The 26,013-nt window shown below is 69.8% G+C and carries 23 protein-coding genes; 12 read left to right on the top strand and 11 right to left on the bottom strand.

Annotation, left to right across the window (positions count from 1 at the left end; all coding sequences use genetic code 11):
* Window positions 1-19: 19 nt before the first annotated feature.
* Both WA670_RS08180 and mca read right to left on the bottom strand, forming a co-directional pair.
* Window positions 20-379 (bottom strand): hypothetical protein, encoded by a 360-nt coding sequence (locus tag WA670_RS08180; RefSeq protein ID WP_037816717.1) that lies wholly within the window; start codon window positions 377-379, stop codon window positions 20-22.
* A complete protein-coding gene (gene mca / locus WA670_RS08175) occupies window positions 376-1,290 on the bottom strand; it encodes a mycothiol conjugate amidase Mca (protein ID WP_037816719.1) in 915 nt (304 codons plus the stop codon). Before mca ends, WA670_RS08180 begins: the two co-directional genes overlap by 4 nt.
* A 195-nt stretch (window positions 1,291-1,485) precedes the next feature.
* Here mca and WA670_RS08170 point away from each other — a divergent pair, with 195 nt between their 5' ends.
* From WA670_RS08170 to WA670_RS08160, 3 genes are all read left to right on the top strand, one after another.
* Window positions 1,486-1,926 carry a DUF4307 domain-containing protein gene (locus tag WA670_RS08170; RefSeq protein ID WP_037816877.1) on the top strand — a complete coding sequence of 147 codons (441 nt, stop codon included), beginning with the start codon at window positions 1,486-1,488 and terminating at the stop codon, window positions 1,924-1,926.
* A 187-nt stretch (window positions 1,927-2,113) separates the two neighbouring features.
* On the top strand, window positions 2,114-2,614 hold the full coding sequence (gene greA / locus WA670_RS08165) for a transcription elongation factor GreA (protein ID WP_037816721.1): 501 nt from the start codon (window positions 2,114-2,116) through the stop codon (window positions 2,612-2,614).
* 97 nt (window positions 2,615-2,711) lie between these two features.
* On the top strand, window positions 2,712-3,515 hold the full coding sequence (locus WA670_RS08160) for an MBL fold metallo-hydrolase (protein ID WP_037816723.1): 804 nt from the start codon (window positions 2,712-2,714) through the stop codon (window positions 3,513-3,515).
* Here WA670_RS08160 and WA670_RS08155 read toward each other — a convergent pair.
* Complete coding sequence (locus WA670_RS08155) at window positions 3,499-3,969, bottom strand: Lrp/AsnC family transcriptional regulator (RefSeq protein ID WP_009083170.1); 471 nt, start codon at window positions 3,967-3,969, stop codon at window positions 3,499-3,501. The two genes, WA670_RS08160 and WA670_RS08155, sit on opposite strands and share 17 nt — an antisense overlap.
* A gap of 121 nt (window positions 3,970-4,090) precedes the next feature.
* Here WA670_RS08155 and hppD point away from each other — a divergent pair, with 121 nt between their 5' ends.
* The 7 genes from hppD (at window position 4,091) to WA670_RS08120 (ending at window position 13,626) form a co-directional block, all read left to right on the top strand.
* Complete coding sequence (gene hppD, locus WA670_RS08150) at window positions 4,091-5,290, top strand: 4-hydroxyphenylpyruvate dioxygenase (protein ID WP_037816724.1); 1,200 nt, start codon at window positions 4,091-4,093, stop codon at window positions 5,288-5,290.
* Window positions 5,291-5,489: 199 nt separating this feature from the next.
* Window positions 5,490-6,053 carry a YbaB/EbfC family nucleoid-associated protein gene (locus tag WA670_RS08145; protein ID WP_238604288.1) on the top strand — a complete coding sequence of 188 codons (564 nt, stop codon included), beginning with the start codon at window positions 5,490-5,492 and terminating at the stop codon, window positions 6,051-6,053.
* A gap of 30 nt (window positions 6,054-6,083) precedes the next feature.
* On the top strand, window positions 6,084-6,389 hold the full coding sequence (locus WA670_RS08140; protein ID WP_037816726.1) for a type VII secretion target: 306 nt from the start codon (window positions 6,084-6,086) through the stop codon (window positions 6,387-6,389).
* Window positions 6,389-10,354, top strand: a complete 3,966-nt coding sequence (locus tag WA670_RS08135) for a hypothetical protein (protein ID WP_336157279.1) — start codon at window positions 6,389-6,391, stop codon at window positions 10,352-10,354. The genes WA670_RS08140 and WA670_RS08135 overlap by 1 nt, the downstream gene beginning before the upstream one ends.
* Entirely contained in the window at window positions 10,354-10,911 is a 558-nt protein-coding gene (locus WA670_RS08130) for a hypothetical protein (protein WP_336157277.1), read from the top strand. The genes WA670_RS08135 and WA670_RS08130 overlap by 1 nt, the downstream gene beginning before the upstream one ends.
* A complete protein-coding gene (locus WA670_RS08125) occupies window positions 10,908-11,786 on the top strand; it encodes an immunity 49 family protein (protein WP_336157276.1) in 879 nt (292 codons plus the stop codon). Before WA670_RS08130 ends, WA670_RS08125 begins: the two co-directional genes overlap by 4 nt.
* A 40-nt stretch (window positions 11,787-11,826) precedes the next feature.
* Complete coding sequence (locus WA670_RS08120; RefSeq protein WP_336157274.1) at window positions 11,827-13,626, top strand: hypothetical protein; 1,800 nt, start codon at window positions 11,827-11,829, stop codon at window positions 13,624-13,626.
* 5 nt (window positions 13,627-13,631) lie between these two features.
* Here WA670_RS08120 and ilvA read toward each other — a convergent pair whose 3' ends face one another.
* On the bottom strand, window positions 13,632-14,837 hold the full coding sequence (gene ilvA / locus WA670_RS08115; protein ID WP_037816730.1) for a threonine ammonia-lyase: 1,206 nt from the start codon (window positions 14,835-14,837) through the stop codon (window positions 13,632-13,634).
* 95 nt (window positions 14,838-14,932) lie between these two features.
* Here ilvA and WA670_RS08110 point away from each other — a divergent pair, with 95 nt between their 5' ends.
* Window positions 14,933-15,196, top strand: a complete 264-nt coding sequence (locus tag WA670_RS08110; RefSeq protein ID WP_043828078.1) for a hypothetical protein — start codon at window positions 14,933-14,935, stop codon at window positions 15,194-15,196.
* A gap of 690 nt (window positions 15,197-15,886) precedes the next feature.
* On the opposite strand, the gene WA670_RS08105 is transcribed toward WA670_RS08110, so the two are convergent.
* The 6 genes from WA670_RS08105 to WA670_RS08080 all read right to left on the bottom strand — a co-directional run bounded on the left by WA670_RS08105 (window position 15,887) and on the right by WA670_RS08080 (window position 22,846).
* Entirely contained in the window at window positions 15,887-17,044 is a 1,158-nt protein-coding gene (locus tag WA670_RS08105; protein WP_037816735.1) for a cystathionine gamma-synthase, read from the bottom strand.
* Window positions 17,045-17,146: 102 nt separating this feature from the next.
* Window positions 17,147-17,803 (bottom strand): hypothetical protein, encoded by a 657-nt coding sequence (locus WA670_RS08100; protein ID WP_134733401.1) that lies wholly within the window; start codon window positions 17,801-17,803, stop codon window positions 17,147-17,149.
* Window positions 17,804-17,888: 85 nt separating this feature from the next.
* A complete protein-coding gene (locus tag WA670_RS08095; protein ID WP_235146593.1) occupies window positions 17,889-18,434 on the bottom strand; it encodes a hypothetical protein in 546 nt (181 codons plus the stop codon).
* A gap of 227 nt (window positions 18,435-18,661) precedes the next feature.
* Window positions 18,662-20,125 (bottom strand): hypothetical protein, encoded by a 1,464-nt coding sequence (locus WA670_RS08090; RefSeq protein ID WP_238604283.1) that lies wholly within the window; start codon window positions 20,123-20,125, stop codon window positions 18,662-18,664.
* Between the two features lie 115 nt (window positions 20,126-20,240).
* Window positions 20,241-21,611 carry a cystathionine beta-synthase gene (locus tag WA670_RS08085; protein WP_037816738.1) on the bottom strand — a complete coding sequence of 457 codons (1,371 nt, stop codon included), beginning with the start codon at window positions 21,609-21,611 and terminating at the stop codon, window positions 20,241-20,243.
* Between the two features lie 320 nt (window positions 21,612-21,931).
* The gene (locus WA670_RS08080; protein WP_336157271.1) at window positions 21,932-22,846 is read right to left on the bottom strand and encodes a pentapeptide repeat-containing protein; all 915 of its coding nucleotides are present in this window, start codon (window positions 22,844-22,846) and stop codon (window positions 21,932-21,934) included.
* Window positions 22,847-22,966: 120 nt separating this feature from the next.
* Here WA670_RS08080 and WA670_RS08075 point away from each other — a divergent pair, with 120 nt between their 5' ends.
* Window positions 22,967-24,187, top strand: coding sequence for an acetyl-CoA C-acetyltransferase (locus tag WA670_RS08075; RefSeq protein ID WP_043828073.1), 1,221 nt, complete (start codon window positions 22,967-22,969; stop codon window positions 24,185-24,187).
* A 170-nt stretch (window positions 24,188-24,357) separates the two neighbouring features.
* Here WA670_RS08075 and WA670_RS08070 read toward each other — a convergent pair whose 3' ends face one another.
* Window positions 24,358-25,890 (bottom strand): DHA2 family efflux MFS transporter permease subunit, encoded by a 1,533-nt coding sequence (locus WA670_RS08070; protein ID WP_134733396.1) that lies wholly within the window; start codon window positions 25,888-25,890, stop codon window positions 24,358-24,360.
* Between the last annotated feature and the right edge of the window lie 123 nt (window positions 25,891-26,013).

The following is a 26,013-nucleotide window of genomic DNA, read 5'->3' as shown; positions in this document are numbered from 1 at the left end:
TCAGCCCCGTCGCGGGAGGTCAGTCGCTCTTCTTGGCCGCCGCCGCGTCCGGCTTCTTCTCCGCAGCCGCAGCCGCAGCCGCGGCCGGTGCCTCATCTGCCTCTGCCTCGGCGGCGGGCTCGGCCTCAGCCGAACCATCCTCGGAAGCGGTCTCTTCCTTGTCGAAGCTCTGCGGCACCTTCTTCAGGTGCTTGCTCATCGAGCGGACCAGGAAGACGACCGCGACCAGGAACAGGATCAGCACCAGCAGGCCGACCGGCGAGGACTTGCCGAAGTCCTCGCCCTGGCCGCCGTTGTCCCCGCTGTCCGGCTGCTGGGCCAGCACCAGCGCCGACGCGGTGAGCGGGACGACCGCGACGGCCGGCACACCGAAACTCATGGGCTCACCTTCTCCTTGATGCCTGCGAACAGATCGTCCTCCGGCAGCGTGCTGTCCACCAGGGAGCGATTCAGCTCGTACTCCTCAGTGGGCCACACCTCGCGCTGGATCTCCAGCGGAACGGCGAACCAGCGGCTGGTCGGGTCGATCTGCGTGGCGTGCGCCTTCAGCGCCTCGTCGCGCACCTCGAAGTATTCCCCGCACTCGATCCGGGTCGTCACCCGCTCCATGATGTCGGCGCGGTTCGGGTCCCAGGACTTGAGCCACTCCTCGTACGGCGACTCCAGCCCGGCCTCCTTGAGCGCGGTGTCGAACGCCACCATCCTGGCCTTGGAGAACCCGTGCATGTAGTACAGCTTGAGCGGCTGCCACGGCTCGCCCGCCTCCGGGAACCGCTCCGGGTCGCCCGCCGCGTCGAAGGCCGCCATCGACACCTCGTGCGTGCGGATGTGGTCCGGGTGCGGGTACCCGCCGTTCTCGTCGTAGGTCGTGATGACGTGCGGGCGGAACTCGCGGATCACGCGCACCAGGGCCTCGGTGGACTCCTCCAGCGGGATCACCGCGAACGAACCCTCCGGCACCGGCGGAAGCGGGTCGCCCTCGGGCAGCCCGGAGTCGATGAATCCCAGCCAGCGGTGGCTCACGCCGAGAATCTTCGCCGCGCGCGCCATCTCTTCGCGGCGGATCTCGGTCATGTTCGCGAGCACGTCCGGCCGGTCCATGGCCGGGTTGAGAATGCTGCCCGCCTCGCCTCCGGTGCAGGTCACGACCATGACCTCGTGCCCGTCGGCGACGTATTTGGCCATCGTGGCGGCGCCCTTGCTCGACTCGTCGTCGGGATGGGCGTGCACCGCCATCAGGCGCAGTCGCTGCTTGCGGTCTTCTGTTGTCAGCTCGTCGGCTCCCACCATGGTCCGAACGGCCCTTTCCTGTCCTGTTATTCCGTGACACCTGGTTGCGCCGCGGTAAACCGCCCCGGCTCCGCGCCGCCGGAACGGGTCGCGGATACTCGACCAGGGTGGTGCCCCGGACCGGCCGCACTGCCTATTGTCCCCAGGGGTACGACAAGTTTGACCGGAGGCCCGGATTTGCAGAGCGGGGAGACCGTGACCGCCGAGGGTGGCGCCGTGCCGGCGCGGCCCGCGGACCGGTACGGCACCGCGGGCAAGGGCAAGCCGTCGAAACGCTGGCGGAGGTGGCTTTACGTGGCCATCGCGCTGGTCGTGAGCGGCGCGATCGGCTTCGTCTACTACCTCAATCTCGGCACGACTCCCATCGAAGCGGAGCGCATCGGCTTCGAGGAGCGGCCGGGCGACGCGATGCAGGTCACCATCAACGTCACTCGGGACGACGACAGCAAGCCCGGCGTGTGCGTCGTCCGGGTGCGCGACAAGTCCGGCACCGAAAGCGGCCGCCGGGAGGTGCTGGTTCCCGCCGGGGCCGGCCACAGCAGGGTGAACACAGTGGTGAAGAGCATCGGGACCCCGGTGACCGCCGACGTGTTCGGCTGCTCGTATTCCATACCACGCTATCTGTCAACCCCGTAGCGGCCAACGGAGTGAAATGCGCGGCGAGCGTCCGCGCGGCGTGAAATGGACCGGCGTCGACCTGTCCTGCCGTGATACGCTCGTACACCAGCACGGCCCCCGACGGGCCGTGTTTTTCCTTTATCTCAGCCGCGTGCGTACGCGGTGGCCGGCTTGTACACCCAAGCCTGGCAGGCCCTACGAGGAGATGGTGACCGTGAGCGACACCAAGGTGACCTGGCTGACCCAGGATGCCTACGACAGGCTCAAGCACGAGCTCGACGAAATGATCGAGAATCGTCCGGTCATCGCCGCCCGCATCAACGACAGCCGCGAAGAGGGCGACCTCAAGGAGAACGGCGGCTACCACGCGGCCCGCGAAGAGCAGGGCCAGGCCGAAGCCCGGATCCGGCACCTCCAGGAGCTGCTGCGCAACGCGAAGGTCGGCGAGGCTCCGGACGACGACGGCACGGCGGGCCCCGGCAAGGTGCTCACCGTCAAGTACGACGGGGACGACGAGGAGGAGAAGTTCCTGCTCGCCACCCGGGAAGAGGGCGCGGAGGGCGCGCTCGACGTGTACTCCCCCGAGTCGCCGCTCGGCAAGGCGCTGCTCGGCGCCAAGGAGGGCGAGTCCCGCGAGTACGAGCTGCCCAACGGCAAGACCATGAAGGTCACCCTGGTCAAGGCGGTGCCTTACAGCGAGTCCTGACTCGTTTCCGCCGAACGCGCGCCCGCCCGGTTTTCCGTGGCCCGGCGCGCGTTCGGCGGTCTAGCGTGTCTTCCAGCACAACCACTGGAGGACACCGATGAGCACCCGACCGCTCTGCCTGACCTGCGGGATGCAGTACGCGGCCCCGCGCGCGGACTGCCCGATCTGCGAGGACGAGCGCCAATACGTGCCGCCGGGCGGGCAGAAGTGGACCGACCTGGCCACGCTCCGCGCAGACGGCAACCTCAAGCCGCGGGTCGAGGAGCAGGGGCCAGGGCTCATCGGAGTGGGTTCGGATCCGAAGTTCGCGATCGGCCAGCGCGCGCTGCTGGTCCGCGCGGCGAGCGGCAACTTCCTCTGGGATTGCTCCGCCTACCTCGACGATGAGCTGATCGGCAAGATCACCGAACTCGGCGGCATCACCGGCATCGCGATCAGCCATCCGCACTACTACACGACGATGGTCGAATGGGCGCACGCCTTCGACGTCCCGGTCTACCTGCACGAGAACGACCAGCAGTGGATCGGCCGTCCGGACCCGTCGATCCAGCTGTGGACCGGCACGACGCTCGATGTCTCTCCAGATCTCCAGCTGATCAACCTCGGCGTGCACTTCGCCGGCGGCACGGTGCTGCACTGGCCGGACGGCGAGGAAGGCCGCGGCGCGCTGCTGACCGGCGACATCGTGCAGGTCATCCCGGACCGTACGCACGTCGGTTTCATGTACAGCTACCCGAACCTCATTCCGGAGCGGCCGAGCGTCGTACGGCACGCCGCGGAACTGTTGGAGCCGTACGCGTTCGACGCCATCTACGGCGCTTGGTGGGACGCCATCGTGCGTACAGACGGCCATAACGTCGTACAGCGCTCCGCGAAGCGCTACCTCACGTACGTGTCCTAGCCGTTCGTTCGAGCAACGGCCGCACTCGCGGCGGCACTGGTGTCGACAACGCGATCGAAGTCGACGTACGCAAAACATCGGGCACGCCAACCACTTCGTCGATAACGCGTTGCAGATCGTCGTTGTCGCGCGCGACAAGGCGTACGAAGAGGTCGCCTTGTCCGGTGGTGGCGTGCACTTCGCACACTTCGTCGATCGCAGCCAGTGCCTCCGCGACACCGGCGCGTTTGCCTTGCGCGATTTCCAGCACGGCGAACGCGGTGAGGCTGTACCCCATCGCGGCCAGATCGAGTTCGGGCGGGAAGCCGCCGAGGATGCCGCGTTCGGTGAGCCGGTCCAGCCGGGCCTGCACGGTGCCGCGCGCGACGCCGAGCCGGCGCGCGCATTCGAGCACGCCGAGCCGCGGCGAGTCGGTGAGCAACAGCAGCAGTCGCGCGTCGAGCGAGTCAAGCACCGGTTTTCTCCCTGCGCAGGTTGTCCAAGATGACCGAGCTGCTCCAGGATAAGCTGAGCACATTGTCCAGCTGAAACGGAAACCGTTGCGCAGCTTGCCGGGCGCGACTCATGCTCAGTGCATGACCTCCACGATGGATCCGCACGGCGCACTCGACGACGTCAGCTATGACCAGCTCCGCCAGCTCGTCGGACTGGTGGACCACGACGCCTCGACCGACCCGTTCCCGGTCAAGGCCCTCGACGCGGTGGTGTTCATCGCGGGCAACGCGACCCAGACCGCGTGGTTCTACCAGGTCGCGTTCGGCATGCAGCTGGTCGCGTACTCCGGCCCCGAAACGGGACAGCTCGACCACAAGGCCTTCGTGCTCAAGTCCGGTTCCGGCCGCTTCGTGATCACCGGCGGCGTGAAGCCGGACTCCCCGCTGCTCGACCACCACCGCCGCCACGGCGACGGCGTGATCGACCTCGCGCTGGAGACCACCGACGTCGACAAGTGCATCGAGCACGCCCGCAAGGAGGGCGCGACGATCCTCGAGGAGCCGCACGACGTCTCCGACGAGCACGGCACGATCCGCCGCGCGGCCATCGCGACCTACGGCGAGACCCGGCACACGCTCATCGACCGGTCCCGCTACAACGGCGTCTACCTGCCCGGCTACGAGCCGCGCGAGGGCACCGTCAAGCGGCCCGAGGGCGCGCCGAAGCGGCTGTTCCAGGCGGTCGACCACTGCGTCGGCAACGTCGAACTCGGCAAGATGGACTACTGGGTCGACTGGTACCACCGCGTCATGGGCTTCGTGAACATGGCGGAGTTCGTCGGCGACGACATCGCCACCGACTACTCGGCGCTGATGAGCAAGGTGGTGTCGAACGGCAACCACCGGGTCAAGTTCCCGCTCAACGAGCCCGCGATCGCGAAGAAGAAGTCGCAGATCGACGAGTACCTCGAGTTCTACGAGGGCGCGGGCTGCCAGCACATCGCGTTGGCCACCAACGACATCATCGCCACCATCACCGCGATGCGCGAGGCGGGCGTCGAATTCCTCGACACCCCGGACTCGTACTACGACGACCCCGAGCTGCGCGCCCGGATCGGCAAGGTGCGCGTGCCGATCGAAACGCTGAAGGAGCACCGGATCCTGGTCGACCGCGACGAGGACGGCTACCTGCTGCAGGTCTTCACCAAGCCGATCGGCGACCGGCCCACCGTGTTCTACGAGCTCATCGAGCGGCACGGTTCGCTCGGCTTCGGCAAGGGCAACTTCAAGGCCCTGTTCGAGGCCATCGAGCGGGAGCAGGAGCGCCGCGGCAACCTCTGATCCGCTCCCTCCCTTTCCCCGGCCCGTCCGCGAACCTCGCGGGCGGGCCGTTTTATTTCACAGCGCGCAACCGTAAGTTCGCGTACAGTAGTCGACATCACATACCAAACCGCGCCGTGCGGACAATTCGGAACCGCGCGGAACCGACGGGGCCGCGCGACCGTCATTCTGGAGAAGTCACCGCGGAGAAAGGGGCCCGATGCCGGACAGCGTCGACGCCAGCGAGCAGATGATCGAGGGCTGGACCAAGCAACTCCAGCAGACTGCTGCCCGCTACCAGGCGATGGCCGAGCGCATGCAGGGCCAAACCGTCACCGAGCGGTCGAAGGACGGTGCGGTCGAGGTCACCGTGGATGCCAAGGGGCTGCTGAAGAACCTGGTGCTCGCGGACTCCGCGGCAGGCAAGAAGATGGCCGAGGTTTCCGCCGAGGTGATGCGGCTCGTGCAGCGCGCGCAAGCCCGGATTCCCGAGCTGCTGCAGCAGGCCGCGGCCGAGACCGTCGGCGGCGACGAGACCGCGGAAACCCTGGTGGCCGACGCGCAGCGGACGTTCCCCGCGCCGCCGGTCGAGGAGCAGGCCGAGTCCGCGTCCGACCGGGTGCGCCGGTTTCTGCCCGAGGACGCCGAAGAAACCGGTGCCCCCGCACCGCCGCCGGCGCGTCCGGCTGGCCCGCCGACGCCACCGCCACCGCCTCAGCAGCAACGCCGCCGCCGGAGCTCGTCGGACGATGACGACGACTTCGGCGGATCGATCCTGTCCTGACTTCAAGCCGTTCCAGGGGGAAGAAAAACCATGGCACCCAGGGGTTATGAGATCGGCGGCGATCTCGAGGCGCACGCCCGTCAGCTCGACGGGATCGCCGACGGGCTGAAGCAGGCTGTCGACGCCGCGAACCAGGTCAGCATGCCGACCGACGCGTACGGCATTCTCTGCCAGCCGTTCCGGATGATGCTCGACCCGGTCGAGAACTACGGGATCAACGCGCTGGAGAACACCGTCACGGCGATGGACGCGCAGGCGCAGAAGGTGCGCGACGCGGCGAAGGCGTACGACAGCTACGAAAGCGAAGCCGCCGGTTCGATGAAGGCGAGCGACTGATGCCCGAAGGAAATCCGCTGGTCGCAGAGTCCAAAAAGGACGGCGACGGACCGGGGCCGTTCACCGAGGGCAACGGCGACTACGGCTACGCCACCGGCATCAACATCGCCGAATCGGCCACCGACGCGTTCAAGGGGATCGCGGACGGCGACTGGGTTTCCGGCGGTCTCGGCGTCGCGAGCCTCGCCGGCGAGATCGCGGGCGCGGCGATCGACCCGTTCGGCTACCTGATGTCGTCGGTGGCGTCGTTCCTCATGGAGCACGTGCAGCCGCTGAAGGACATGCTGGACTCGGTCGCGGGCAACCCGCCGGTGATCCAGTCGTATGCCGACACCTGGGGCAACGTCGCGAAGGCGTTGCAGGAACGGCAGAAAGACCTCGAGAACGCGGTCAAGACCGGCACCGCGGAGTGGAAGGGCGACGGCGCGGACGCGTACCGGAAGTCCGCGGCGGAGGCGGCCGAGGCGATCGGCGGGGCGGCGACGGTCGCGAGCGCGATCGGCACCGTCACGATGATCATGGGCCAGGTCGTGGCCTTCGTGCGCGGCCTGGTGCGCCAGCTCATCGCGGACCTGGTGGGCAAGCTGATCTCCTGGGTCATGGAGGAGGTGTTCTCGCTCGGGTTCGGGACGCCGCTGGTGGTCGCGCAGGCTGTCACGGCGATCTCCAAGTGGGGCGAGAAGATCAGCGAGCTGCTGACGAAGCTGTGCGAGACGATGCGCCGGGTCTCGCCGCTGCTCGGCAAGCTCGCCGAGGTGTTCACGAAGATCATCAAGGTGCTGGGCAAGCTGGCCGGCAAGGTCACCGGCCTCGACGTGATCAGCACGAAGAACATCAAGGCGGGCGGCTTCTTCCACCGCGGCGGCTCCGGCGGCGGTACGGGCGGTTCCGGCGGCGGGCCCCACACCGGATCCGGCGACGGGGACGCGGATCCCGGTTCGCCGTCCGGTTCGCGTCGCTCCAACGGGTCGGACGGTGCGGACGGCGACAGTCCGAACAGCGGCCACAACAGTTCGGATGGTGCTGACGGCTCCGATGCGCCCGGTGATCGCTCAGGGGATTCCGGCAGCTCCGACGGATCCGACAGTCCCAGCAGTGACAGCCCGTCGGCCGACAGTTCGCCTTCGTCGTCGCCGGATGGCACTGGACCGTCCACAATCGACACTGCGACGTCGTCGCCCCGGCGCGGTTCCGACAGCCCGGTCGGGAGCCACGCCGACTCCAGCCCGTCGACGTTCGCCGGCGATTCGAGCCCGACGTCCGGGGTCGGAAACAGTGCCCCGGACAGTTCTTACTCGCCGCAAAGCTCTTCGCACAGCGACGGCCCATCCTCGGTCAGCGCTCCGCCCAGCCATTCCAGCGGGGCACCGCATTCCGGCGGGTCCTCGTCGTCGGGCGGCGGCACGCATTCCGGCGGCAGCGAGCCGAGCTCGCATCATTCGAGCAGCAACGATTCGACGTCGGCGAGCGGCTACGCCCCGCCTCGCGCGGACGCTCCTTCCCCGCAAGCCGCTCCCCCGCAGCACATTCGCTCGAACGACGGCGGCGGTTCGGCACCGAACCAGAGCCCGGCGGGCGGCGGAATCCCGCAGCAGGGTGGCGGCGGCAGCCCGACCAGCGCCCCGGCCAGCGGCGGCAGTCCGTCGCCTCGGCCCACCGGCAGCGGCTGGACCGGGACCCCGGGGTCGCGGGCTCCTGACGTCGCGCCGAACCGGGTTCCGGACAGCGGTCCTTCCGGCCGGCGGCCGAGCGGCGGGCCGAGCCCGGCGGACAGCGGCGGGCCGAGCCGCACTCCGGATCGTTCCGGGCCCGCGCCGCAGCGGCCCAGTGACGGCGGTTCCCCGGCCCCGGAGCAGCGAACCGGCGACGGCGGGTCCGGTCGGCCGTCGGACGGTGGCTCCACGCCGCGCACCGGCGACGGCGGATCCAGTCGGCCATCGGACGGCGGCTCCACGCCGCGCTCTGGCGATTCCTCCGGCGGTGGCGGATCTTCGCCGCAGCGTCCGGCGGATTCGTCGAGCGGTCCGCAGCGTCCCGGCGACGGCGGCGACGTCGGACAGCCCAAACGGCCTGGTACGGATCCGGGTCTCGGCCGTTCGGAGCCCGCTCCGACGTCCGGCGGCGGATCGCCCTCGTCGGCGAACCGCGGGTCCGGCGACGGTTCCGCACCCCCGGCCGCGGCGGCTGTCGCGACCGGTCCCGGCGGTGCCCAGCGCGGCACGGAGGCAGGCGGCGCACGGCGTCCCGACGGCTCCACCGAACCCGTCGCACGCGGCGGCGCTCGCACTGACGCGCCGCCCGCCAGGCCCGGCGAAGCCAACAGTCCACAACGGACTGGGAAACCGAACGCCGACGAGCCAGGAAAGCCGAAGGACGGCGGCAAACCCGAGAACACCGCCCCGGACAAGAAGCACGACGATGCGAAAGGCAAGCCGGGCAACGACAAGTCCGACCACAAACCGGATCGCGACGCGCCCGAGCGCAAGCCGGACCACGCCGACCCGGAGCCCAAGCACCAGGACCCGAAGCACCACGACGGGGACGGGTCGAACCACCACGACAACCCCGACCACGACGGCACTCCGCCGCACCACGACGAGCCGCTGTCGCCGGACGAGGTCAACCACCGGCACGCCGAAGACACCCCGGCGGGCAGCTCGTACCACCGCGGCGACCCGGAACTCGGCGACCTGCCGCACCGCGTCCAGCCGGACCCGGACGGGCGCTACACGGTGGACGTGCACGTCACGGCGGACGGCCACGCCCGCATCGGCGACCGGCTGTACACGCCGGAAGAGTTCGCGGACATCCTGCGGCGCAACGGGAACTACGACGGCAGGCCGATCCGGCTGATCGGCTGCGACGCGGGGTCGAACGACTTCGCGCACCGGCTGTCGCGCGACCTCGACACCGAGGTGATGGCCCCGAGCAAGCCGGCGTGGACCGATTCGAACGGCCGTGTCTTCTCGTCCAACTACGAAATCGGGCCGGACGGACGGATGCGGCCGCGGATCCCGCCGGACGGCGAATGGTCGGTGCACCGTCCGGACGGCACGTCGCACCACGTCGGCGACGACGGTTTCGCCCCGGACGGCAAGCACCACGACCCGCACGACATCGACGCCGACAGCGCCGTCGACCGCGGACAGCCGCCGTTCAACCAGGAACAGCGGGACCAGGACGTGCGCGATCTCCGCCAGGAGAACCGCGACCGCCGCGCCGAGGGTCTCGACGACGTGCGAGACCTGAACGGGAACCGCAACCCGCTCACCGACGACGTGCGCCGCCCGCACGAACGGGCCCTCACCACGGCGAGGTACCGCGACGCGAACGGCGAAACGGTCGATCTCTACAGCTTCAGCGGGAAGTCCCACGACTGGGCGCCGGCGAAGGACGGTCCCGAGTGGCCGAAGTCCGAGCGGCTGTTCGGCACCAAGGACGCCGGTCCGTACCGGCCCGAACTCGGCATGCCCGACCCCGACGGCAAGTTCGGCCGCACCCACGACTCGGAACCGAAGCTGCTCGAAGAAATGGTGCGGCACAATTTCGCCGCCCGTTCCGGACTCGACCGCGACGAAATCGACGACATCGTCAAGAAGCAAATCGAGAAATCCCGGCGCGAGGAAGCGGCGTACCTCAAAGCCAACAACGAAAACATGTACCGCGACGGCCTTCGCGGCGACACCGCGCGGGCTCGGGACCGAATGGACGGCGCACTCGAGGAAATCAACCGCCGCGGTGCGGAACGCGCGCACCAGAACGGGCAGACCTACACGCCGGTCACGCGCGAAGACATGAGCGGCGACCTGCGGATGGTGGTGGACCTGCCGTCGACCAAGCGGGACATGATTCCGAACGAGTACCAGATCTGCGACTCCTGCACCGATGTTATCCTGCAGTACAAGCAGCTTTTCCCGAATGTCCGGGTCGAGGTCGTCAACCTCGCCGGTGAAAGGTTGATGTGATGACGGCGTCTCCGGGCGACGGCGCGGAACTGGTTCGCGCGATCTTCGCCGGTGCGGTCGAAGCCGGTTTGCGCGCGGAATCGGTGCGCGGAGCATCCGATGCCGAGATCGACGCGATGGCGCAAGACCAGCGCGCCCGGGCCGTGCCCGGCGCGGCCAGGGAAGTGCTGCGCCTCATCGGCACGACGCACGGATTGTGGCTGCCGGGCAGTTCGCTGGGCGTGGCCGCGGTGCGCGGCGAGGCCAAGAACCACGCCGTCGCCACCGCGAACGCGCAGAACGCCGAACTGTCCGATGTGGACGGCGCACTGGTGCTGGCCGCGCACGGCGGGTACACCTACCACGTGGTCGACGGCGCCGACGCCGATCAGGACGACCCGCGGGTCTGGCTGCTCACCGAAGACGAGCCCGCGCGCGTCGCTTGGACTTCAGTCAGCGCGTGGTTCAAGGCCATCACTCCGGACGTCGAGCGGTATCGCGAGCGCCTGGAGGTCATGCGCGAGACCGGGTCCGATTTCCTGCCGCCGTGGGCGCAGGACATCGTCGTCGGCGGATGACCGTGCCGCTCGCGGACCAGGGCGGGACTGCCGTTGCCCGGCATTCCGTCGGCGTCGACGTCGCGTGGAAGCAGGTCGAGAAGCTGTCGCCGCAGGTGGCCTTCTACTTCGACTACCTCGCGCAGGACACCGGCGTGCTGGCGAACATCGTGCGCCGGGAACTGATGCTCGGGCAGTACCGCAGCGTCGTCGACCCGGACGCCGAGGACCCGGACACCTGGGGCGATCTCGAGCTCGCCGCTCAGGGCGCAGCCGCTGCGTTCACCGCGGCGTGCGCGCCAGAGGGGCAAGAGGTCGAGGCAGTAATCGGCAGGCCGCGGCGCTTCGCCGCCACCGGCCCCACGTCGCACACCGGCCCGGCGGCTTGGCTCACCGCGGCTTGGCTCGCCGTGATTCAGCGCGATGACGTGCTGATCCAGCAGCTGGCCGCGGTACCGCTGGACGTGCTGCGCGCGTCGGGCATCGAGTACGACGCATACCTGTACCCGTGGGTCGAGACGCTGCAGACGTTCCTCGCACACCGCGAGGTCACTCCGGAGATGTTCCTGCCCGCGATGGACGGCACCGACCCGGACACCGCGCGGTTCACGCCTGCCGAGGTAATGCTGCAGCTCGTGTACCCGCCGATCCGGATGTTCTACTACGTGCTGCGCCGGGACTCGAAGAAGTTCGCCGAGGCGTTCGTCTCCGCGCTGGAGCGGCATCGCGAGTACTGGACCGCCGAGGACCGCGCCACCGATCCGGACGGCTTCCTTGCCCTGGCCCCGCTGGCGGTCGCGGTGCTCGCCCGTTCGGTCGGGATGACCTTCGACGTGCAGTCCGGTTACACGCCGGCCACCCTGCTCGCGGGCCTTCGCCCGTCGCGGAACGGTTGATCGAAATGAAGCGTTCGCCCGGTGAGGAGCCGCTGAACCCATGACCCGGCCACCGGTGCCGCTCACCGCTGCCCAGCAGCAGGAGCTCGTCCAGCAAATCGGCCAGGCGGCCGCGTCCGCGCTGCCCGTGGGCTGGCAACAGTTGCAGGTCGTCTGCCGCGCCGCGGGACGGCACGTCGAAGTCGACGTCGCCGCGCTCGCCCCGGACAACCGGACCTACCCGGTCCAGCCGCATCCGGAGCTGCCGCGCCTGTTCGGCGTGCTGCGCACCGGGATGTACCAGCCGGGCCGCGGCACATGGCTGACCGCGACCTTGGTGTTTTCGCCGCAGCAGCCGCCGTTCACGGACTACCAGCCGGACGTCGAACCGCGCTGGCGGCAGCTTCCTCCGCCGATCGGCTTCCAGGACGAGCTGCGGTTTTTCCCGCGCGAGGACCGCTTCGTGCCGCCGTGGTTGCGACAGCGAGCTGGCGCGACTCCGCCCAGCGCTGCTCCCGGACAGCCGGTTCCGCCGTCCGTCCCCGGCGCGGGTCCCGCGGTGCCGCCGCCGTTGCCGGGTGCCGAGAATCCGCCTGCTACTCCTCCGGCGCAGGCCGCTGAGCAACCGATTCCCGCACTCCCCGTGGACGAACCCACCTCGCCTCCGCCGCTGCCGGGTGCCGAAAACCCACCCGCCGCTCCTCCCGCACAGGCCACTGAACAACCGATTCCCGCACTTCCCGTGGACGAGCCCACCTCGCCTCCGCCGCTGCCGGGCACCGAGAATCCGCCTGCCGCTCCTCCAGCGCAGGCCACTGAGCAACCGGTTCCCGCGCTCCCCGTGGACGAACCCACCTCGCCGCCGCCGGTGCCTGCCACTCCGCCGCCACTGCCCGACCTGGAGCAGGCTGCCTCGGCGTCGGCTGGTGACGAGGCGCAGTCCGAGCCGAGCGAGGTCGCGGCGGCGGCTACGGCTGCTGCGGAAGCACAGCCGACCGAGGCTGAAACCGTTGCGTCCGAAGAGGATTCAACGAGTCCGGCAATCGCGCTGCGTACGCCCCGGGTCTACGACGGGCTCGACGAGGCGGGGAATCCGGTCGTCGAGCGGGAAGCGCTGTCCGCGGAGGAGCGCGAGCGCGTTCTCACTTATCTCGACAGCGCGCCGGTCATCCTGGCGTCGCGCAGCAAGGACACCGATGCCTTCGATCGGTCGCGCACGGACGCTGTTCCGCTGAACTTCCGGACCGACGGCAGCTGGGTGTGGCCCGGAGCAGTCGCCTATTACCTGCGCGAGCACGGGATTTCGCCGGATCCGGAGCTGCTCGGGCACATCCGGGCCGCCGGATACGCCGCGCCGGAGGTGGACGAAGCGACGCAGGAACGGATGCTCGCGGCGCTGACCACCATGCCCGCCGAGGAAAGCCGTCCCAGCGAACCGGCTCCGAGGGATCCAGAGCAGTTGCTGGGCGAGATCTCGACGGCCCTCGTCGCCGCGGCTCCGCAGGGATGGCAGCAGATCGTCTTCGACTTCATGACGCTGGGCAGGCACGCGAACCTCGCCTGCGGCGCGCGGATGGCAGACGGGAGCACGCAACAGGTTCCCGTCGCGCGAGAACTGTCGAAGCCGTTGGCTGAACTGCGGCGCGCGAAGTACGTCCAAGGACGGGGCACCTGGTACACGCTCTCGCTGGTCATCGACCCGCCGTCGAACTACCTGGCCAGCTTCGACGAGGACGACGAACCGGCCTTCCACACGCCGCCCCGGCCCGAGGATTACGCACTGGACCAGGAACTTTACCCGCGTGAAGAGGATTATCTCCCGCTGTGGTTCAGCGCCCGGCTGCCGGAAAGTCCACAGTAGACTGTTCAGCTGACGATCGTGAACCCCGCGTCGGCGAGGGCGGCCTCGACGTCCTTGCAGTGTTCCGGGCCGCGGGTTTCGAGGGCGAGGGCGACGTCGACCTCGCCGAGGGCAAGGCTGCCGGAGATGCGGGAGTGCTCGACGTCGAGGACGTTCGCGCCGAGGTCCTTCACGCAGGACAGCACGGAAACCAGCGAGCCCGGCCGGTCCGGAACGCGCAGGTGCAGCTTCAGGTAGCGCCCGCCCGCGGTCATGCCGTGCTGGATGATCTGCTGCAGCAGCACGGGATCCACGTTGCCGCCGGAGAGGATCGCCACCACCGGCGGCTCAAAAGCGCCGGGATGCTGCAGAAGCGCGGCCATCGAAGCGGCGCCGGCCGGTTCCACGACGAGTTTCCGCCGCTCCAGGCACAGCAGTACCGCGCGGGACAAGGATTCCTCGCTGACCGTCACGACGTCGTCGACCAAAGACTCGACGTGCGCGTAGCTGACCTTGCCCGGCTCGCCGACCGCGATCCCGTCCGCCATCGTGTGCACCTCGCGCAGCCGGACCGGCGCGCCCGCCGTCAGCGAGGACGGATACGCCGCGGCGTCCTCGGCCTGCACGCCGATCACCCGGATCTCCGGATGCAGCGCCTTGACCGCCGCCGCGACCCCGCCGACCAGCCCGCCGCCGCCGGTCGGGACGAGGATCGTTTTCGCGCCCGGGACCTGCTCGAGGATCTCCAGTCCGACGGTGCCCTGGCCGGCGATGACGTCGGCGTGGTCGAACGGATGGATGAAGACCGCACCGGTGCGTTCCGAGAACGCGATGGCTTCGGCGAGGGTTTCGTCGACGACCGCGCCGTGAAGGTGGACCTCCGCACCGTAACCGCGGGTCGCGGCGAGTTTCGGGAGCGGAGCGCGCAGCGGCATGAAGACGGTCGAGGAAATGCCGAGCAGCGAAGAGGCCAGCGCGACCCCCTGCGCGTGGTTGCCGGCACTGGCCGCGACGACGCCGCGCGCACGTTCCTCGGCGGTCAGGCCGTGAATGCGGGTGTAGGCGCCGCGGATCTTGAAGGAACCGGTGCGCTGCAGGTTCTCGCACTTGAGATACACCGGGCCGCCGTGCAGCCGGCGCAGGTCGCGGGCGTGCTCCATCGGCGTGACGCGGGTGATGCCCTCGAGAAGCTTGCGAGCTTCCTGGATGCGCTCGACGCTGACCAGTTCCATGGCGCCGATGATGCCACCGACGGACGGCCGGGGTGCGCCGCCCGCCGGACCGGTACCCTGATTACGGCAGCCACACATGATCAGGGAGTGCGACCATGGCACGCGCGCAGCACGGGACCACCTCCCGGGCCAAGTCCCGCACCGGTCTGCTGCCGCTCGCCGCGGGCATCCTGTCCGCCGTGGCCCTCACCGGAGCCGCCTTCGCGACCGTCGAAGCGGCCGGCTGCGGGGGCCCCGCCCAGTACATCCGGCACGACAACCACGTCGAACTGGTCGGCGGCTGCGTCAACGGCACCGACCTCCCGGCCACGACCGGGACCCGGCAGGCCAATGCGCTGCCGGAGAACAGCAAGCCCTGACCGACTGGGTTGCGGCCGGGCTGCGGCTGGGCTGAGGCCGGGCCTGAGCTTGGGCGGCATGGGTTTGGCGAGGCTGGCGAGGCTGGGAATGGTCCGCCGGAGTGGCGGATTATGCGTGATTCGACGCGGCTTAACCAAGCCAAGCGAGGCAGCCCAGGGCCACGCAGCAGGCGACTTCGACGAAGACGGCCGCCCCCTTGGCTCTGAACTGGCTCTCACCCTGGCAGTTTCAGCGATGGCAGAGGTCAGACCTGTGCCGCCGGGCAAGCCCTGACCACCTGGCTCGGCCGAACTCCAGCTGAGTTGAGCCGCTCGGGTTGGGGTGGCACGGGTTTCTCTGGGTTCGCCAGCCGAGACGGGAACGTGGCTCGCCGAGCGGCAATGTTTCCCCGGGTTCGCCAGGCGAGACGGGGACGCGGTTCGCCGAGCGGCGATAGTTTCCCCGGGCTCGCCAGCCGAGACGGGTGTTCGCCGGGTGGCAGATTATGCGGGATTAGATGCACCGGCCAGCCGGGGATCACGCGAAACGCAATCGCCTCAGCGCCCGTCTCATCACAGATTCGCGCTCCGAGGCAAGCCGGTCACGACGACCCACCGATTCAGCTCGGAGGCCGGACTCGGCTCGGGGCACAGCCAAGAACGGGGCACCGGAAACCCAGTGCCCCGTCGAGGTGCCCCGTCAAGCCGAGATCAGCCCAGCGCCTGCGTAAGGTCCGCCACCAGGTCGCGTCCGTCCTCGATGCCCACCGACAGCCGGATCAGGTCTTCTGGGACTTCCAGCGTCGAGCCTGCCGTCGAGGCGTGCGTCATCTTGCCCGGGTGTTCAATCAGGCTCTCGATGCCGCCGAGTGACTCCGCGAGCACGAACAGCTTCGTGCGCGACGCGACTTCCAGCGCCGCTGCCTCGCCGCCCGCCACGCGGAACGACACCATTCCTCCGAAGCGGCGCATTTGCTTCGCGGCGACCTCGTGGCCGGGGTGTTCCGGCAGGCCGGGGTAGTAGACCTTGGTGACCTTCGGGTGCTTCGCCAGCGTGCGGGCAACCAGGTCGGCGTTGTCGCTGTGCCGTTCCATCCGCAGGGCCAGCGTCTTGAGACCGCGCAGGGTGAGCCACGCGTCGAACGGGCCGGGGACGGCGCCCGCGGCGTTGCGCAGGTAGAAGAGTTGCTCGCGCAGTTCGTCCTCGTTCGTGACGACCGCGCCGCCGACTACGTCGGAGTGGCCGCCGAGGTATTTGGTGGTGGAGTGCACCACGATGTCCGCGCCTAGGGCCAGCGGGGTCTGCAGGTACGGCGTGGCGAAGGTGTTGTCCACGACCAGGCGCGCGCCCGCGTCGTGCGCCGCGCCGGCCAGTGCGGCGATGTCGGCGACGCCCAGCAGCGGGTTGGTCGGCGACTCGCACCAGATCAGCTTGGTTTCCGGGCGCATCGCGGCCCGTACCTCGTCGATGCGGCTGAGGTCGGCGACCGTGTGCTCGACGCCCCACAGGCTGAGCACCTTGTCGATCAGCCGGAACGTGCCGCCGTACGCGTCGTTGCCCAGGACCAGGTGGTCGCCGGGGCGCAGGACCGTGCGCAGCACCGCGTCGGACGCGGCCATTCCGGACGCGAATGCCAGCGTGTGCCGGGCGCCCTCGAGCGAGGCGAGGGCTTCCTCCAGCGCGGTCCGCGTGGGGTTCGCGGTGCGCGAGTACTCGTAGCCGCCCTCGCGGGTGCCGCCCACGCCGTCCTGCGCGTACGTGGACGTTTGGTAAATCGGCACGATGACGGCACCCGTGCGGGGATCGGGCTGCTGCCCGGCGTGGATCGCGCGTGTTTCAAAACCCAGGACGGAGTAGTCGTCGGCCATGGTTCCCAGGGTACGGGGCACCCCCGACAATCCCATCAGCTGGGAGGCAACTCACCATGCGGGAGAGGCTGCCGGTACAAACCCGCACCGGCAGCCCCGCGTTCACCAGCCCTGCGGAGCCGGGTAACCGCCCTGGGCCGGTGCGTCCGGGCGGTAGTTGACCCATTCCGCGGTCGGCTTCACGATCGCCAGCACCAGGGTCGCGACCGGCGGGATCAGCCCGATCAGGGCGCCGCCGATGCCCGCGCCCAGCACCTGGGCGCTGCCCTTGTATCCAGCGGTCGCGACGCCGGCGAGAACGACGCTCAAGATCGTGTACGCGATCACCAGCCCGCAGCCGATGATCGTGCACAGCCGGGCGGCCGGCTTGTGCAGGAACAGGCCGATGCCGCCGAAGAACAGCAGGCCGACGAGCACCGCGTTCACCACGATCGACGCGTACAGCTGCCACAGCGTGATGTGGATGGCAGACAGCGCCACCACGGCGAGGATGATCGAGATGATCGCGAAAATGCCGCCGATGATCGCGAGGATCCCGGCGATGATCGCGGTCGCGCCGTTCGGCTTCTGCTGGTAGACGCCAGGTCCGCCCGGGTACCCCGGATACGGCTGACCCGCGGCGGGCGGGGCGAACGGCTGCTGCGGGGCGCCCGGGTACGGCTGGGCCGGCGTCGGCTGGCTCGCCGGGTACGGCTGACCGGGGAACGGGCCGCTCTGCGGGTTCTGCGGCTGGCCCTGCGGGTTCTGGGGGTAGGTCACGGGGAGTCCTCGGTGCATCTGGTCCCGCCGGGCGGCGGGCGGAGTGCTTGTATCGTGCCAGCTCCGTCCCGTTTTCGGGGAGGATTTACCACTGTCGCGAGGGTGACGAAGCAGGCACCACGGGTGCGCGGTAGCGCAGGTAGCCGAAGGTCCGCGGCAGTCCGGCCAGCACGAGCACCAGCAGCACCGCCGCCGCCAGCGTGACGCGGTCCAGCGCGGCGAAATTCTCGAACCGCAGCAGGGTCCGGAAGTACTGGGCGTACCCCGGGGAACCGCTCAGCGCGGGTTCCAGCAGCAGCGCGCCGAGTGCGAGCAACGCGCCCGCGATCAGCAGCACCGCACCGGCTGTCGCGCGGAAAAAGGTCGCGATCGCGCCGATCAGCAAGACCAGCGAAGCGGCGAGATACGCGCCGAGATCGGCGAGGGTCAGCGGCGAGAGATCGCCGAGGCTGAATCCGGACGGAATGTCGAGGAACAGTCTTGCCGGGAGATAGCCTGCCGTCGCGGCGGCGACGAGACCGAACAGCCCGGCCGCGATCGCGGTGCTCCCCTTCGGGCGGCGCGGAACCGGTTCCGCGAGGGAGGATTCCCGTTCCCGCTGCCGTGCCGGAAGTGCGTGCAGGCCGCTCACGGCAGGTCCCCCTCGGGCTGGGAAGGCGATTCGGACGGCGCCCACCCTAGCCCGGAAACGCACCGTTGGGGACCGGCGCGAGCGCATGTGCGCCGCAATTCCCCCGGCTGCCGGAATCGCCGGGAAAAGGCCACCAGCTCCGCGCGAACCCCGCGAAAAACGGACTGGGAACGACGAAGGGCGCCGCCGTCGGGAGACGGAGGCGCCCTTCGCGGAGATTCAGCGAGTCACCACTGCTGCGGCGGCTGCTGGCCCGGCTGGCCGTAGCCCGGAGGGGGCTGCTGCCCGCCCGGCGGCGGGTACTGGCCCGGCTGGCCGAAACCGCCCGGCTGCTGCGGCGGCTGGCCGTAGCCCGGCTGCTGGCCCGGCTGACCGTAACCGGGAGGCGGCTGCTGCCCGAAGCCCGGCTGCGGGTTCGCGCCGCTGCCCGGGTTCGGACCGCCCGGCTGCGGGAAGCCCCCGCTGTTCGGGTTCGGACCACCAGGCGGCGGGAAACCGCCGGACTGCGGCTGGCCGAAGCCCTGCGGAGCGCCGCCGCCGAAACCGCCCGGCTGCTGCGGTCCGCCAGGACCGCCCTGGCCGCCCGAGGACGAACCGAGGCCGACGTACTGCGAGGTCGCCGGGATGATCGCGACCACGCCGATGATCAGGATGATGATGCCCAGGATCAGCGTCAGCATGCCGCCGCCGCTCGTGGCGCTGGAGCTCGCGCCGCCGTACTTGTCGGCGAAGGAGCTGCTGACCGAGGTCCCGGACTTCGCCAGGATCGAGAACAGCAGCAACAGCACGCCGCCGACGAGCACTCCGATCGGGGCGAGCTTGCGCATCACGGCCGCACGCGAGGCGAGAGCCAGCGCGACGCCGCCAGCCAGCGCGATCACCGCGCCGACCAGGATCATGATCACGTAGAACAGCAGCGTGCCCGGTGAGGCGAGACCGGCCTCGTCGAACAGCTTCTGGTACCGGCTCGAGCTCTCGTACAGCTTCGAGTAGTCGCTGGTGTCGCTCATGTAGCTGAACGACACGATCAGCGCGATCAGGCCGAGCACCGCGGTGACGCCGCCGGCGATGTAGCCGTACAGCGCGTTGCCGCCGCCCGCCGACGGCGCGGCGGACGCGCCGAACGGGGCGGGCTGGCCGAAGCCCGGCTGACCCGGCTGCCCGGGCTGGCCGAACGCACCCTGCGGCGGGGCGCCGAAGCCGCCCTGGTCGAACCCGCCCGGCTGGCCGAAGCCCTGCGGCGGCTGACCAGGTTGTCCCGGCTGACCCGGCTGTCCCGGGTGCCCGGGCTGACCCGGCTGGCCGAAGCCCTGCGGGGCGCCGAACCCGGCGACCGCGGCCGGGTTGTCCGCCGCGCTCGGCGGCGGGGCGTACGGGATGTTCTGCGGCTGCTGGCTCGGCGGGACCAGCTGCGTCGACTCGGCGTTGCCCTCGGCGCTCACGGGGTTGACCACCTGCGTGGCGTTCGAGTCAGCCGGCTGTCCCGGCTGCACGACCTGCGTCGGTTCCGGGGTGTCGCCGAAGGTGCCGCCGCCCTGGGCGGGCTGCTGCGGCTGGCCCGGCTGGACCACCTGGGTCGGCTCCGACGCGCCGAAGGGACTGTCCTGCTGCGGTGTAGGACCACTCGACGGGCCCTGCGGCGGCTGCTGGCCGCCGTCCCAGGGCTGGTTCGGTGGCTGCGGAGCACTCATGTGGGTCTTGAACCCCCTTGACGAGGACGCGAAAAAGTTCTATTCGGCCGTAACGCTATCGGATGCCCGGCCAGGACGCGCGCAGACGCCCCGGCCGGCGTCGGTGAGCTTGTGCCTATCTGCCCGCGAGGAACGCGAGCAGATCGTGCCTGGTGACGACGCCCGCCGGCTTGCCGTCGATCAGCACCAGCGCGCCGTCGGCCCCTTCGAGCGCCTTCATCGCGGCGCTCACCTGCTCGCCCGCCCCGATCGTGGGCAGCGGCGGCGACATGTGCGTCTCCAGCCGGTCGGCCATGTGGGCCTTGCCGGTGAACAGCGCGTCGAGCAGGTCTCGCTCGTTGACCGCGCCGACCACCTCGGCGGCCATCACCGGCGGTTCGGCGCTGACCACGGGCATCTGGCTCACGCCGAATTCCGCCAGGATGGCGACCGCTTCGGCGACCGTCTCGTTCGGGTGCGAGTGCACGAGGCTGGGCAGCGCGCCGGACTTGCGGGTGAGCACGTCGCCGACGGTCGCGCCGGAGGAATCCGGCGGCAGGAAGCCGTAGGACGACATCCAGGCGTCGTTGAACACCTTGGTGAGGTAGCCGCGGCCGCCGTCGGGCAGCAGCACGACCACCACGTCGTCCTCGGTCAGCCCCTCGGCCAGCTTCAGCGCGGCGGCCACGGCCATCCCGCACGAACCGCCGACGAGCAGGCCTTCCTCGGTAGCGAGCCGGCGCGTGATCTCGAACGAGTGCGCGTCGCTGATCGGGATGATCTGGTCGGCGACGTTCCGGTCGTAGGTCTCCGGCCAGAAGTCCTCGCCGACGCCCTCGACCAGGTACGGCCGTCCGGTGCCGCCGGAGTACACCGAGCCCTCGGGATCAGCCCCGACGACCTGGACGCGGCCGTCGCTGACCTCCTTCAGGTACTTGCCGGTGCCGGAGATCGTGCCGCCGGTGCCGACGCCCGCGACGAAGTGGGTGATCTTGCCGTCGGTCTGCCTCCAGAGCTCCGGGCCGGTGGAGTGGTAGTGGCTGGCCGGGTTCTCCGGGTTGGCGTACTGGTTGGGCTTCCAGGCGCCCTCGATCTCGCGCACGAGCCGGTCGGACACGTTGTAGTACGAGTCGGGGTGCTCGGGCGCGACCGCGGTGGGGCACACGACGACGCGCGCGCCGTACGCGCGCAGCACGTTGCGCTTGTCCTCGCTCACCTTGTCCGGGCAGACGAACACGCACTGGTAGCCCTTGCGCTGGGCGACCATGGCCAGCCCGACCCCGGTGTTGCCCGAGGTGGGCTCCACGATCGTGCCGCCTGGGCGCAGTTCTCCGGAGGCCTCGGCGGCCTCGATCATCCGCAGCGCGATCCGGTCCTTCACGCTGCCGCCCGGGTTGACGTACTCGACCTTGGCGAGCACGAGCGGCTTGAGCCCCCGCGTAAGCGAATTCAGCTTGACCAGCGGGGTGTTGCCCACGAGGTCCACGATGTGTTCTGCGTACTCCACGGCGACCAGCCTAAACAGCCGGGCCCCGGACCGGCCAGCGCGGGATCGGCGGGCGGTCTCCGGGTGCGCGTCGGGGCCACGGGCGGCGCCAGGCGAGGTCGGACCTCCCCGGCGCGGACCTCAGGCAGCCACCAAGCCGCGCGTCGACACCGGGGCGGGCCCGAGGGCCGCCGCACGCCGATCCGTGATCCCGTCCCGGAGATCCGTCCCGGCCCGCAATGCCGCGCAGTAACGCTTGAGGGCCATCATGACCGGTTCACCTCCTAATCAGGGATCCTCTTCTTCTTGTTGACTCTTCACGAATCCTAGTGGTTCCGCGGTTATTTCGAAACACCCGATGGAACCAGCCGGAGCCAGCCGTCGTCGCCGCGTTCTTCGGTCCAGCCGGGCGGCCAGGTCCGTTTGTAGCCGGGCTTCGCGAGCGCGCCGGCCAGCCCGGCTTCCGAGTACGTCCCGAATTCCGCGTGCTTCTCGAACTTCGCGCCGCGGAATACGTCGTCTCCGCCGCCGAGGACGGTGCCGCGGAAGTCCGCGCGTTCGCGGAACACCGCTTCATGGAAATCGGCTTTGCTGCGGAATTCGGTGCCGCGGAAGGTCGCGAATTCCTCGAATTTGGTCTGGTAGCACACGATGGAACGGATTCTGCAGTGCGTGAGGGTCAGCGCGACGAGCCTGGCCCCGGAGAAGTCGAGGTCGATGTCCGGCCAGTACGACCCGTTCGGCTCCTCGCCGCCGCCCGGACGCAGGTGCAGCATCAGGATCCGCTGCGCGGCCTTGCGGACCTGCACCTCTTCGTCCGTGCCGTCCAACGGCATCCGCAGGTACGCGCAGAGCACGTTGACGATGGTCTGCCGCTGGTCAGCGTGGCTTTGCGCGAGCCGTTCGAGCGCGTACAGCCCGGCCAGCCGGACCGGGGCCTTGTCGCTGCCGAGCTGGTCGGCGGCCTTGCCGTACATGTCGGTGATCCGGCGCTCGGTCGCGTCGTGGTCCTTCTGTTCCAGGTCCAGTTCCGCGGACCGCTGCCGCCGCGCGGCGAGCAGGAGCGCGGCCGCGCCGCCGGTCCCGACGACGATGCTCGAGGCCGTGCGCAGCGCGTCGAGCCGCGACGAATCGGCCGGGGTGCCGCCGCCGAGCAGCCACAGCAGCAACGCCGCCGCGACGGCCGCGAGCAGCACGATGCCCGTCCCCCACCACGCGATCGTGCGGGTGGACAACACCCGGTTGCGCTCGGTCACGGCGGAAATCCTCCCACGGGAGCAAGGTGGTGCATGTCGCCTTCGGCTTTCGGACGGACGCCGGACGCGGCAAGATGGTGAGCAACCGCTTAGTGCCGCCGACCCGAGGATGTGTCAGTCATGCCCGAAGCCGTCATCGTCTCCACCGCCCGTTCCCCGATCGGCCGCGCCGGGAAGGGCTCGCTGGTGGGGATGCGCCCCGACGACCTTGCCGTGCAGATGGTGCGCGCGGCGCTGGACAAGGTGCCCCAGCTCGACCCCGCCGACATCGACGACCTGATGCTCGGCTGCGGCCTGCCCGGCGGCGAGTCCGGCTTCAACATGGGCCGCGCGGTGGCCGTCGAACTCGGCTACGACCACCTGCCTGGCTGCACCATCACCCGGTACTGCTCCTCCAGCTTGCAGACCACCCGGATGGCGCTGCACGCGATCAAGGCAGGCGAGGGCGACGTCTTCATCTCGGCGGGCGTCGAGGCCGTGTCGCGGTTCGCGAAGGGCAGCTCCGACTCCTGGCCGGACACGCACAACCCGCTGTTCGCCGACGCCGAGGCGCGCACCAAGGCCACCGCCGAGTCCGGCGCGGACAGCTGGCAGGACCCGCGCGAGAACGGCCAGCTTCCCGACGTCTACATCGCGATGGGCCAGACCGCGGAGAACCTCGCGCGGCTCAAGGGCGTCACCCGCGAGGAGATGGACGAGTTCGGCGTGCGGTCGCAGAACCTCGCCGAGAAGGCCATCGCGGACGGCTTCTGGGCCAAGGACATCACGCCGGTCACGCTGCCGGACGGCACGGTCGTGTCGAAGGACGACGGGCCGCGCGCGGGCGTCACGCTCGAGGGCGTGTCCGGGCTGAAGCCGGTCTTCCGCCCCGACGGCCGGATCACCGCGGGCAACTGCTGCCCGCTCAACGACGGCGCGGCGGCTGTCGTGATCATGTCCGACACGAAGGCGCGCGAACTGGGCCTGACGCCGCTGGCGCGCGTCGTGTCCACCGGCGTCACCGGCCTGTCGCCGGAGATCATGGGCTACGGCCCGGTCGAGGCGTCGAAGCAGGCGCTGTCCCGCGCCGGTCTGTCCATTTCGGACATCGACCTGGTCGAGATCAACGAGGCGTTCGCCGCGCAGGTCATCCCGTCCTACCGCGACCTTGGCATCGACCTCGACCGGCTGAACGTCAACGGCGGCGCGATCGCGGTCGGCCACCCGTTCGGCATGACCGGCGCGCGGATCACCTCGACGCTGATCAACTCCCTGCAGCACCACGACAAGCAGTTCGGCCTCGAGACGATGTGCGTCGGCGGCGGGCAGGGCATGGCGATGGTGCTGGAGCGGCTTTCCTGAATCCGCGGGCCAACCTGCCTCAGCTCCCGGGAAAAGTCCGTGAGGGGAACCCTGAGGGAATCAGATTCCCTCAGGGTTCCCCTCACGTACCTCGGGGGCGCATTTCCGCCTGAGCGACGCAAAAGGGGCCGTCCGCGGGGGTTCGCGGACGGCCCTTTTCGATGTGCGGGTCAGTGCATCAGCACCGGCGGAGCGACGTCGTCGGAGCCCGTCGCCTCGGGCACCACGCGCTTCTTCGGCAGGAAGAACGCGGGCACCAGGCACAGCGCCAGCAGGATCGTGCCCCACAGGAACGTCGTCGCGAACGACTCGCCCGCGAGGCCGGCCGCGGCGTCGTGCGTGGCCGGGTTCATCGTCGCCGCGGTGGCGACCAGCTGGCCCTGGCTCGTCGGCACGCCGAACTTCCCGGCGAGCAGCGCCGCCAGGATGATCGACATCACCGCGGACCCGATCGCGCCCGCGGTCTGCTGCAGGATGTTCGTCGCGGTCGAGGCCTTCGCCATGTCCTTGGACTGCAACGTCTGCAGCGCGGCCGAGGTGATCGGCATCATCGTGCAGCCCATGCCGATGCCCATCACGAACAGCGCGGCCAGCAGCTGCCAGTACGGGGTGGTCGCGGTGACCTGTGTGAACACCACCATGCCCAGTGCGATGAAGACCAGGCCGGGCACCACGATCCGGCGCGGGGCGATCTTGTCCGCCAGCCGTCCGGTGATCGGCATCGCCAGCATCGCGCCAAGGCCCTGCGGGGCCAGCAGAAGACCCGCGTGCAGCGCGCTCTCCCCGCGCACCAGCACGAAATACGTGGGCAGCAACAGCATCGCGCCGAAGAACCCGACGCAGAACACCGCCATCGTGATCATCGCGACCGAGAACGACCGGTTGCGGAACAGCTTCAGGTCGATCAGCGGATGCTCCATGGTCCGCGCCCGCAGCACGAACGCGACCAGCAGCACGATCCCGGCCAGCGCGGGCAGCCACACCTCGAGCGCGCCGACGGTGCCGGTGGACGGAATCCGCGAAACACCGAAGATCAGCGCGGCCAGGCCCGGCGACACCATCAGCATGCCGAGGAAGTCGAACCGGTTGCCCGGCTCCGGGTTGTCCTTCGGCAGCAGCCGCAGCGCGAGCACGAAGGCGATCAGTCCGATCGGGACGTTGATGTAGAAGATCCAGCGCCAGCTCACCGAGTCGACCAGCCAGCCGCCGAGAATCGGGCCGCAGATCGGGCCGAGCAGCATCGGCACGCCCAGCACGGCCATGACCCGGCCGATCCGCTGCGGACCGGCCGCGCGGGTCAGGATCGTCATGCCCGCGGGCATCAGCATGCCGCCGCCGAGGCCCTGCACGACGCGGAACGCGATCAGCGATTCGACGTTCCAGGCGAGCCCGGCCAGCATCGAGCCGATCAGGAAGGTGCCGATCGCGAGCAGGTACAGCCGCTTCGTGCCGAACCGGTCGGACGCCCATCCGGTGACCGGGATGACCGTCGCCAGGGCCAGCATGTAGCCGGTGGCGACCCACTGGATCGTGTCGAAGGACGTGGCGAACTGGATGGTGAGCTTCTGGAGCGCGACGTTGACCACGGTGGTGTCGAGGATCGCCATGATGGCGCCGAGCACCACCACGGAAGCGACCTTCAGCACTCCCCGGTCGAGTTTGTCACCGGCATCCGGCGCGGCCGGAGTCGCGGGTGCGGACATGCGGAACCCCATCTGTTAGTGGTGATGCGCAAGCCCGCGACGCGACAATACGACGGCGGTTCCCCCTTGCGCGCGCTCCAGACTAGCCGAGCGGCAAGCGGCCACGCAGTCTTTTTCGCTGCC

It is taken from the genome of Amycolatopsis sp. VC5-11, assembly GCF_037034185.1.
In the GTDB taxonomy this organism is placed as follows: domain Bacteria; phylum Actinomycetota; class Actinomycetes; order Mycobacteriales; family Pseudonocardiaceae; genus Amycolatopsis; species Amycolatopsis nivea.
Note: the sequence above shows the minus strand (reverse complement) of the source record. Positions and strands in the feature narration are given on the sequence as shown.

Excerpts from the sequence above, each read along its gene's own strand:
- WA670_RS08180 (WP_037816717.1), bottom strand. The coding sequence starts at position 379 with ATGAGTTTCGGTGTGCCGGCCGTCGCGGTCGTCCCGCTCACCGCGTCG.
- mca (WP_037816719.1), bottom strand. The coding sequence starts at position 1,290 with ATGGTGGGAGCCGACGAGCTGACAACAGAAGACCGCAAGCAGCGACTG.
- greA (WP_037816721.1), top strand. The coding sequence starts at position 2,114 with ATGGTGACCGTGAGCGACACCAAGGTGACCTGGCTGACCCAGGATGCC.
- WA670_RS08160 (WP_037816723.1), top strand. The coding sequence starts at position 2,712 with ATGAGCACCCGACCGCTCTGCCTGACCTGCGGGATGCAGTACGCGGCC.
- hppD (WP_037816724.1), top strand. The coding sequence starts at position 4,091 with ATGACCTCCACGATGGATCCGCACGGCGCACTCGACGACGTCAGCTAT.
- WA670_RS08145 (WP_238604288.1), top strand. The coding sequence starts at position 5,490 with ATGCCGGACAGCGTCGACGCCAGCGAGCAGATGATCGAGGGCTGGACC.
- WA670_RS08140 (WP_037816726.1), top strand. The coding sequence starts at position 6,084 with ATGGCACCCAGGGGTTATGAGATCGGCGGCGATCTCGAGGCGCACGCC.
- WA670_RS08135 (WP_336157279.1), top strand. The coding sequence starts at position 6,389 with ATGCCCGAAGGAAATCCGCTGGTCGCAGAGTCCAAAAAGGACGGCGAC.
- WA670_RS08130 (WP_336157277.1), top strand. The coding sequence starts at position 10,354 with ATGACGGCGTCTCCGGGCGACGGCGCGGAACTGGTTCGCGCGATCTTC.
- WA670_RS08125 (WP_336157276.1), top strand. The coding sequence starts at position 10,908 with ATGACCGTGCCGCTCGCGGACCAGGGCGGGACTGCCGTTGCCCGGCAT.
- WA670_RS08120 (WP_336157274.1), top strand. The coding sequence starts at position 11,827 with ATGACCCGGCCACCGGTGCCGCTCACCGCTGCCCAGCAGCAGGAGCTC.
- ilvA (WP_037816730.1), bottom strand. The coding sequence starts at position 14,837 with ATGGAACTGGTCAGCGTCGAGCGCATCCAGGAAGCTCGCAAGCTTCTC.
- WA670_RS08110 (WP_043828078.1), top strand. The coding sequence starts at position 14,933 with ATGGCACGCGCGCAGCACGGGACCACCTCCCGGGCCAAGTCCCGCACC.
- WA670_RS08105 (WP_037816735.1), bottom strand. The coding sequence starts at position 17,044 with ATGGCCGACGACTACTCCGTCCTGGGTTTTGAAACACGCGCGATCCAC.
- WA670_RS08090 (WP_238604283.1), bottom strand. The coding sequence starts at position 20,125 with ATGAGTGCTCCGCAGCCACCGAACCAGCCCTGGGACGGCGGCCAGCAG.
- WA670_RS08075 (WP_043828073.1), top strand. The coding sequence starts at position 22,967 with ATGCCCGAAGCCGTCATCGTCTCCACCGCCCGTTCCCCGATCGGCCGC.
- WA670_RS08070 (WP_134733396.1), bottom strand. The coding sequence starts at position 25,890 with ATGTCCGCACCCGCGACTCCGGCCGCGCCGGATGCCGGTGACAAACTC.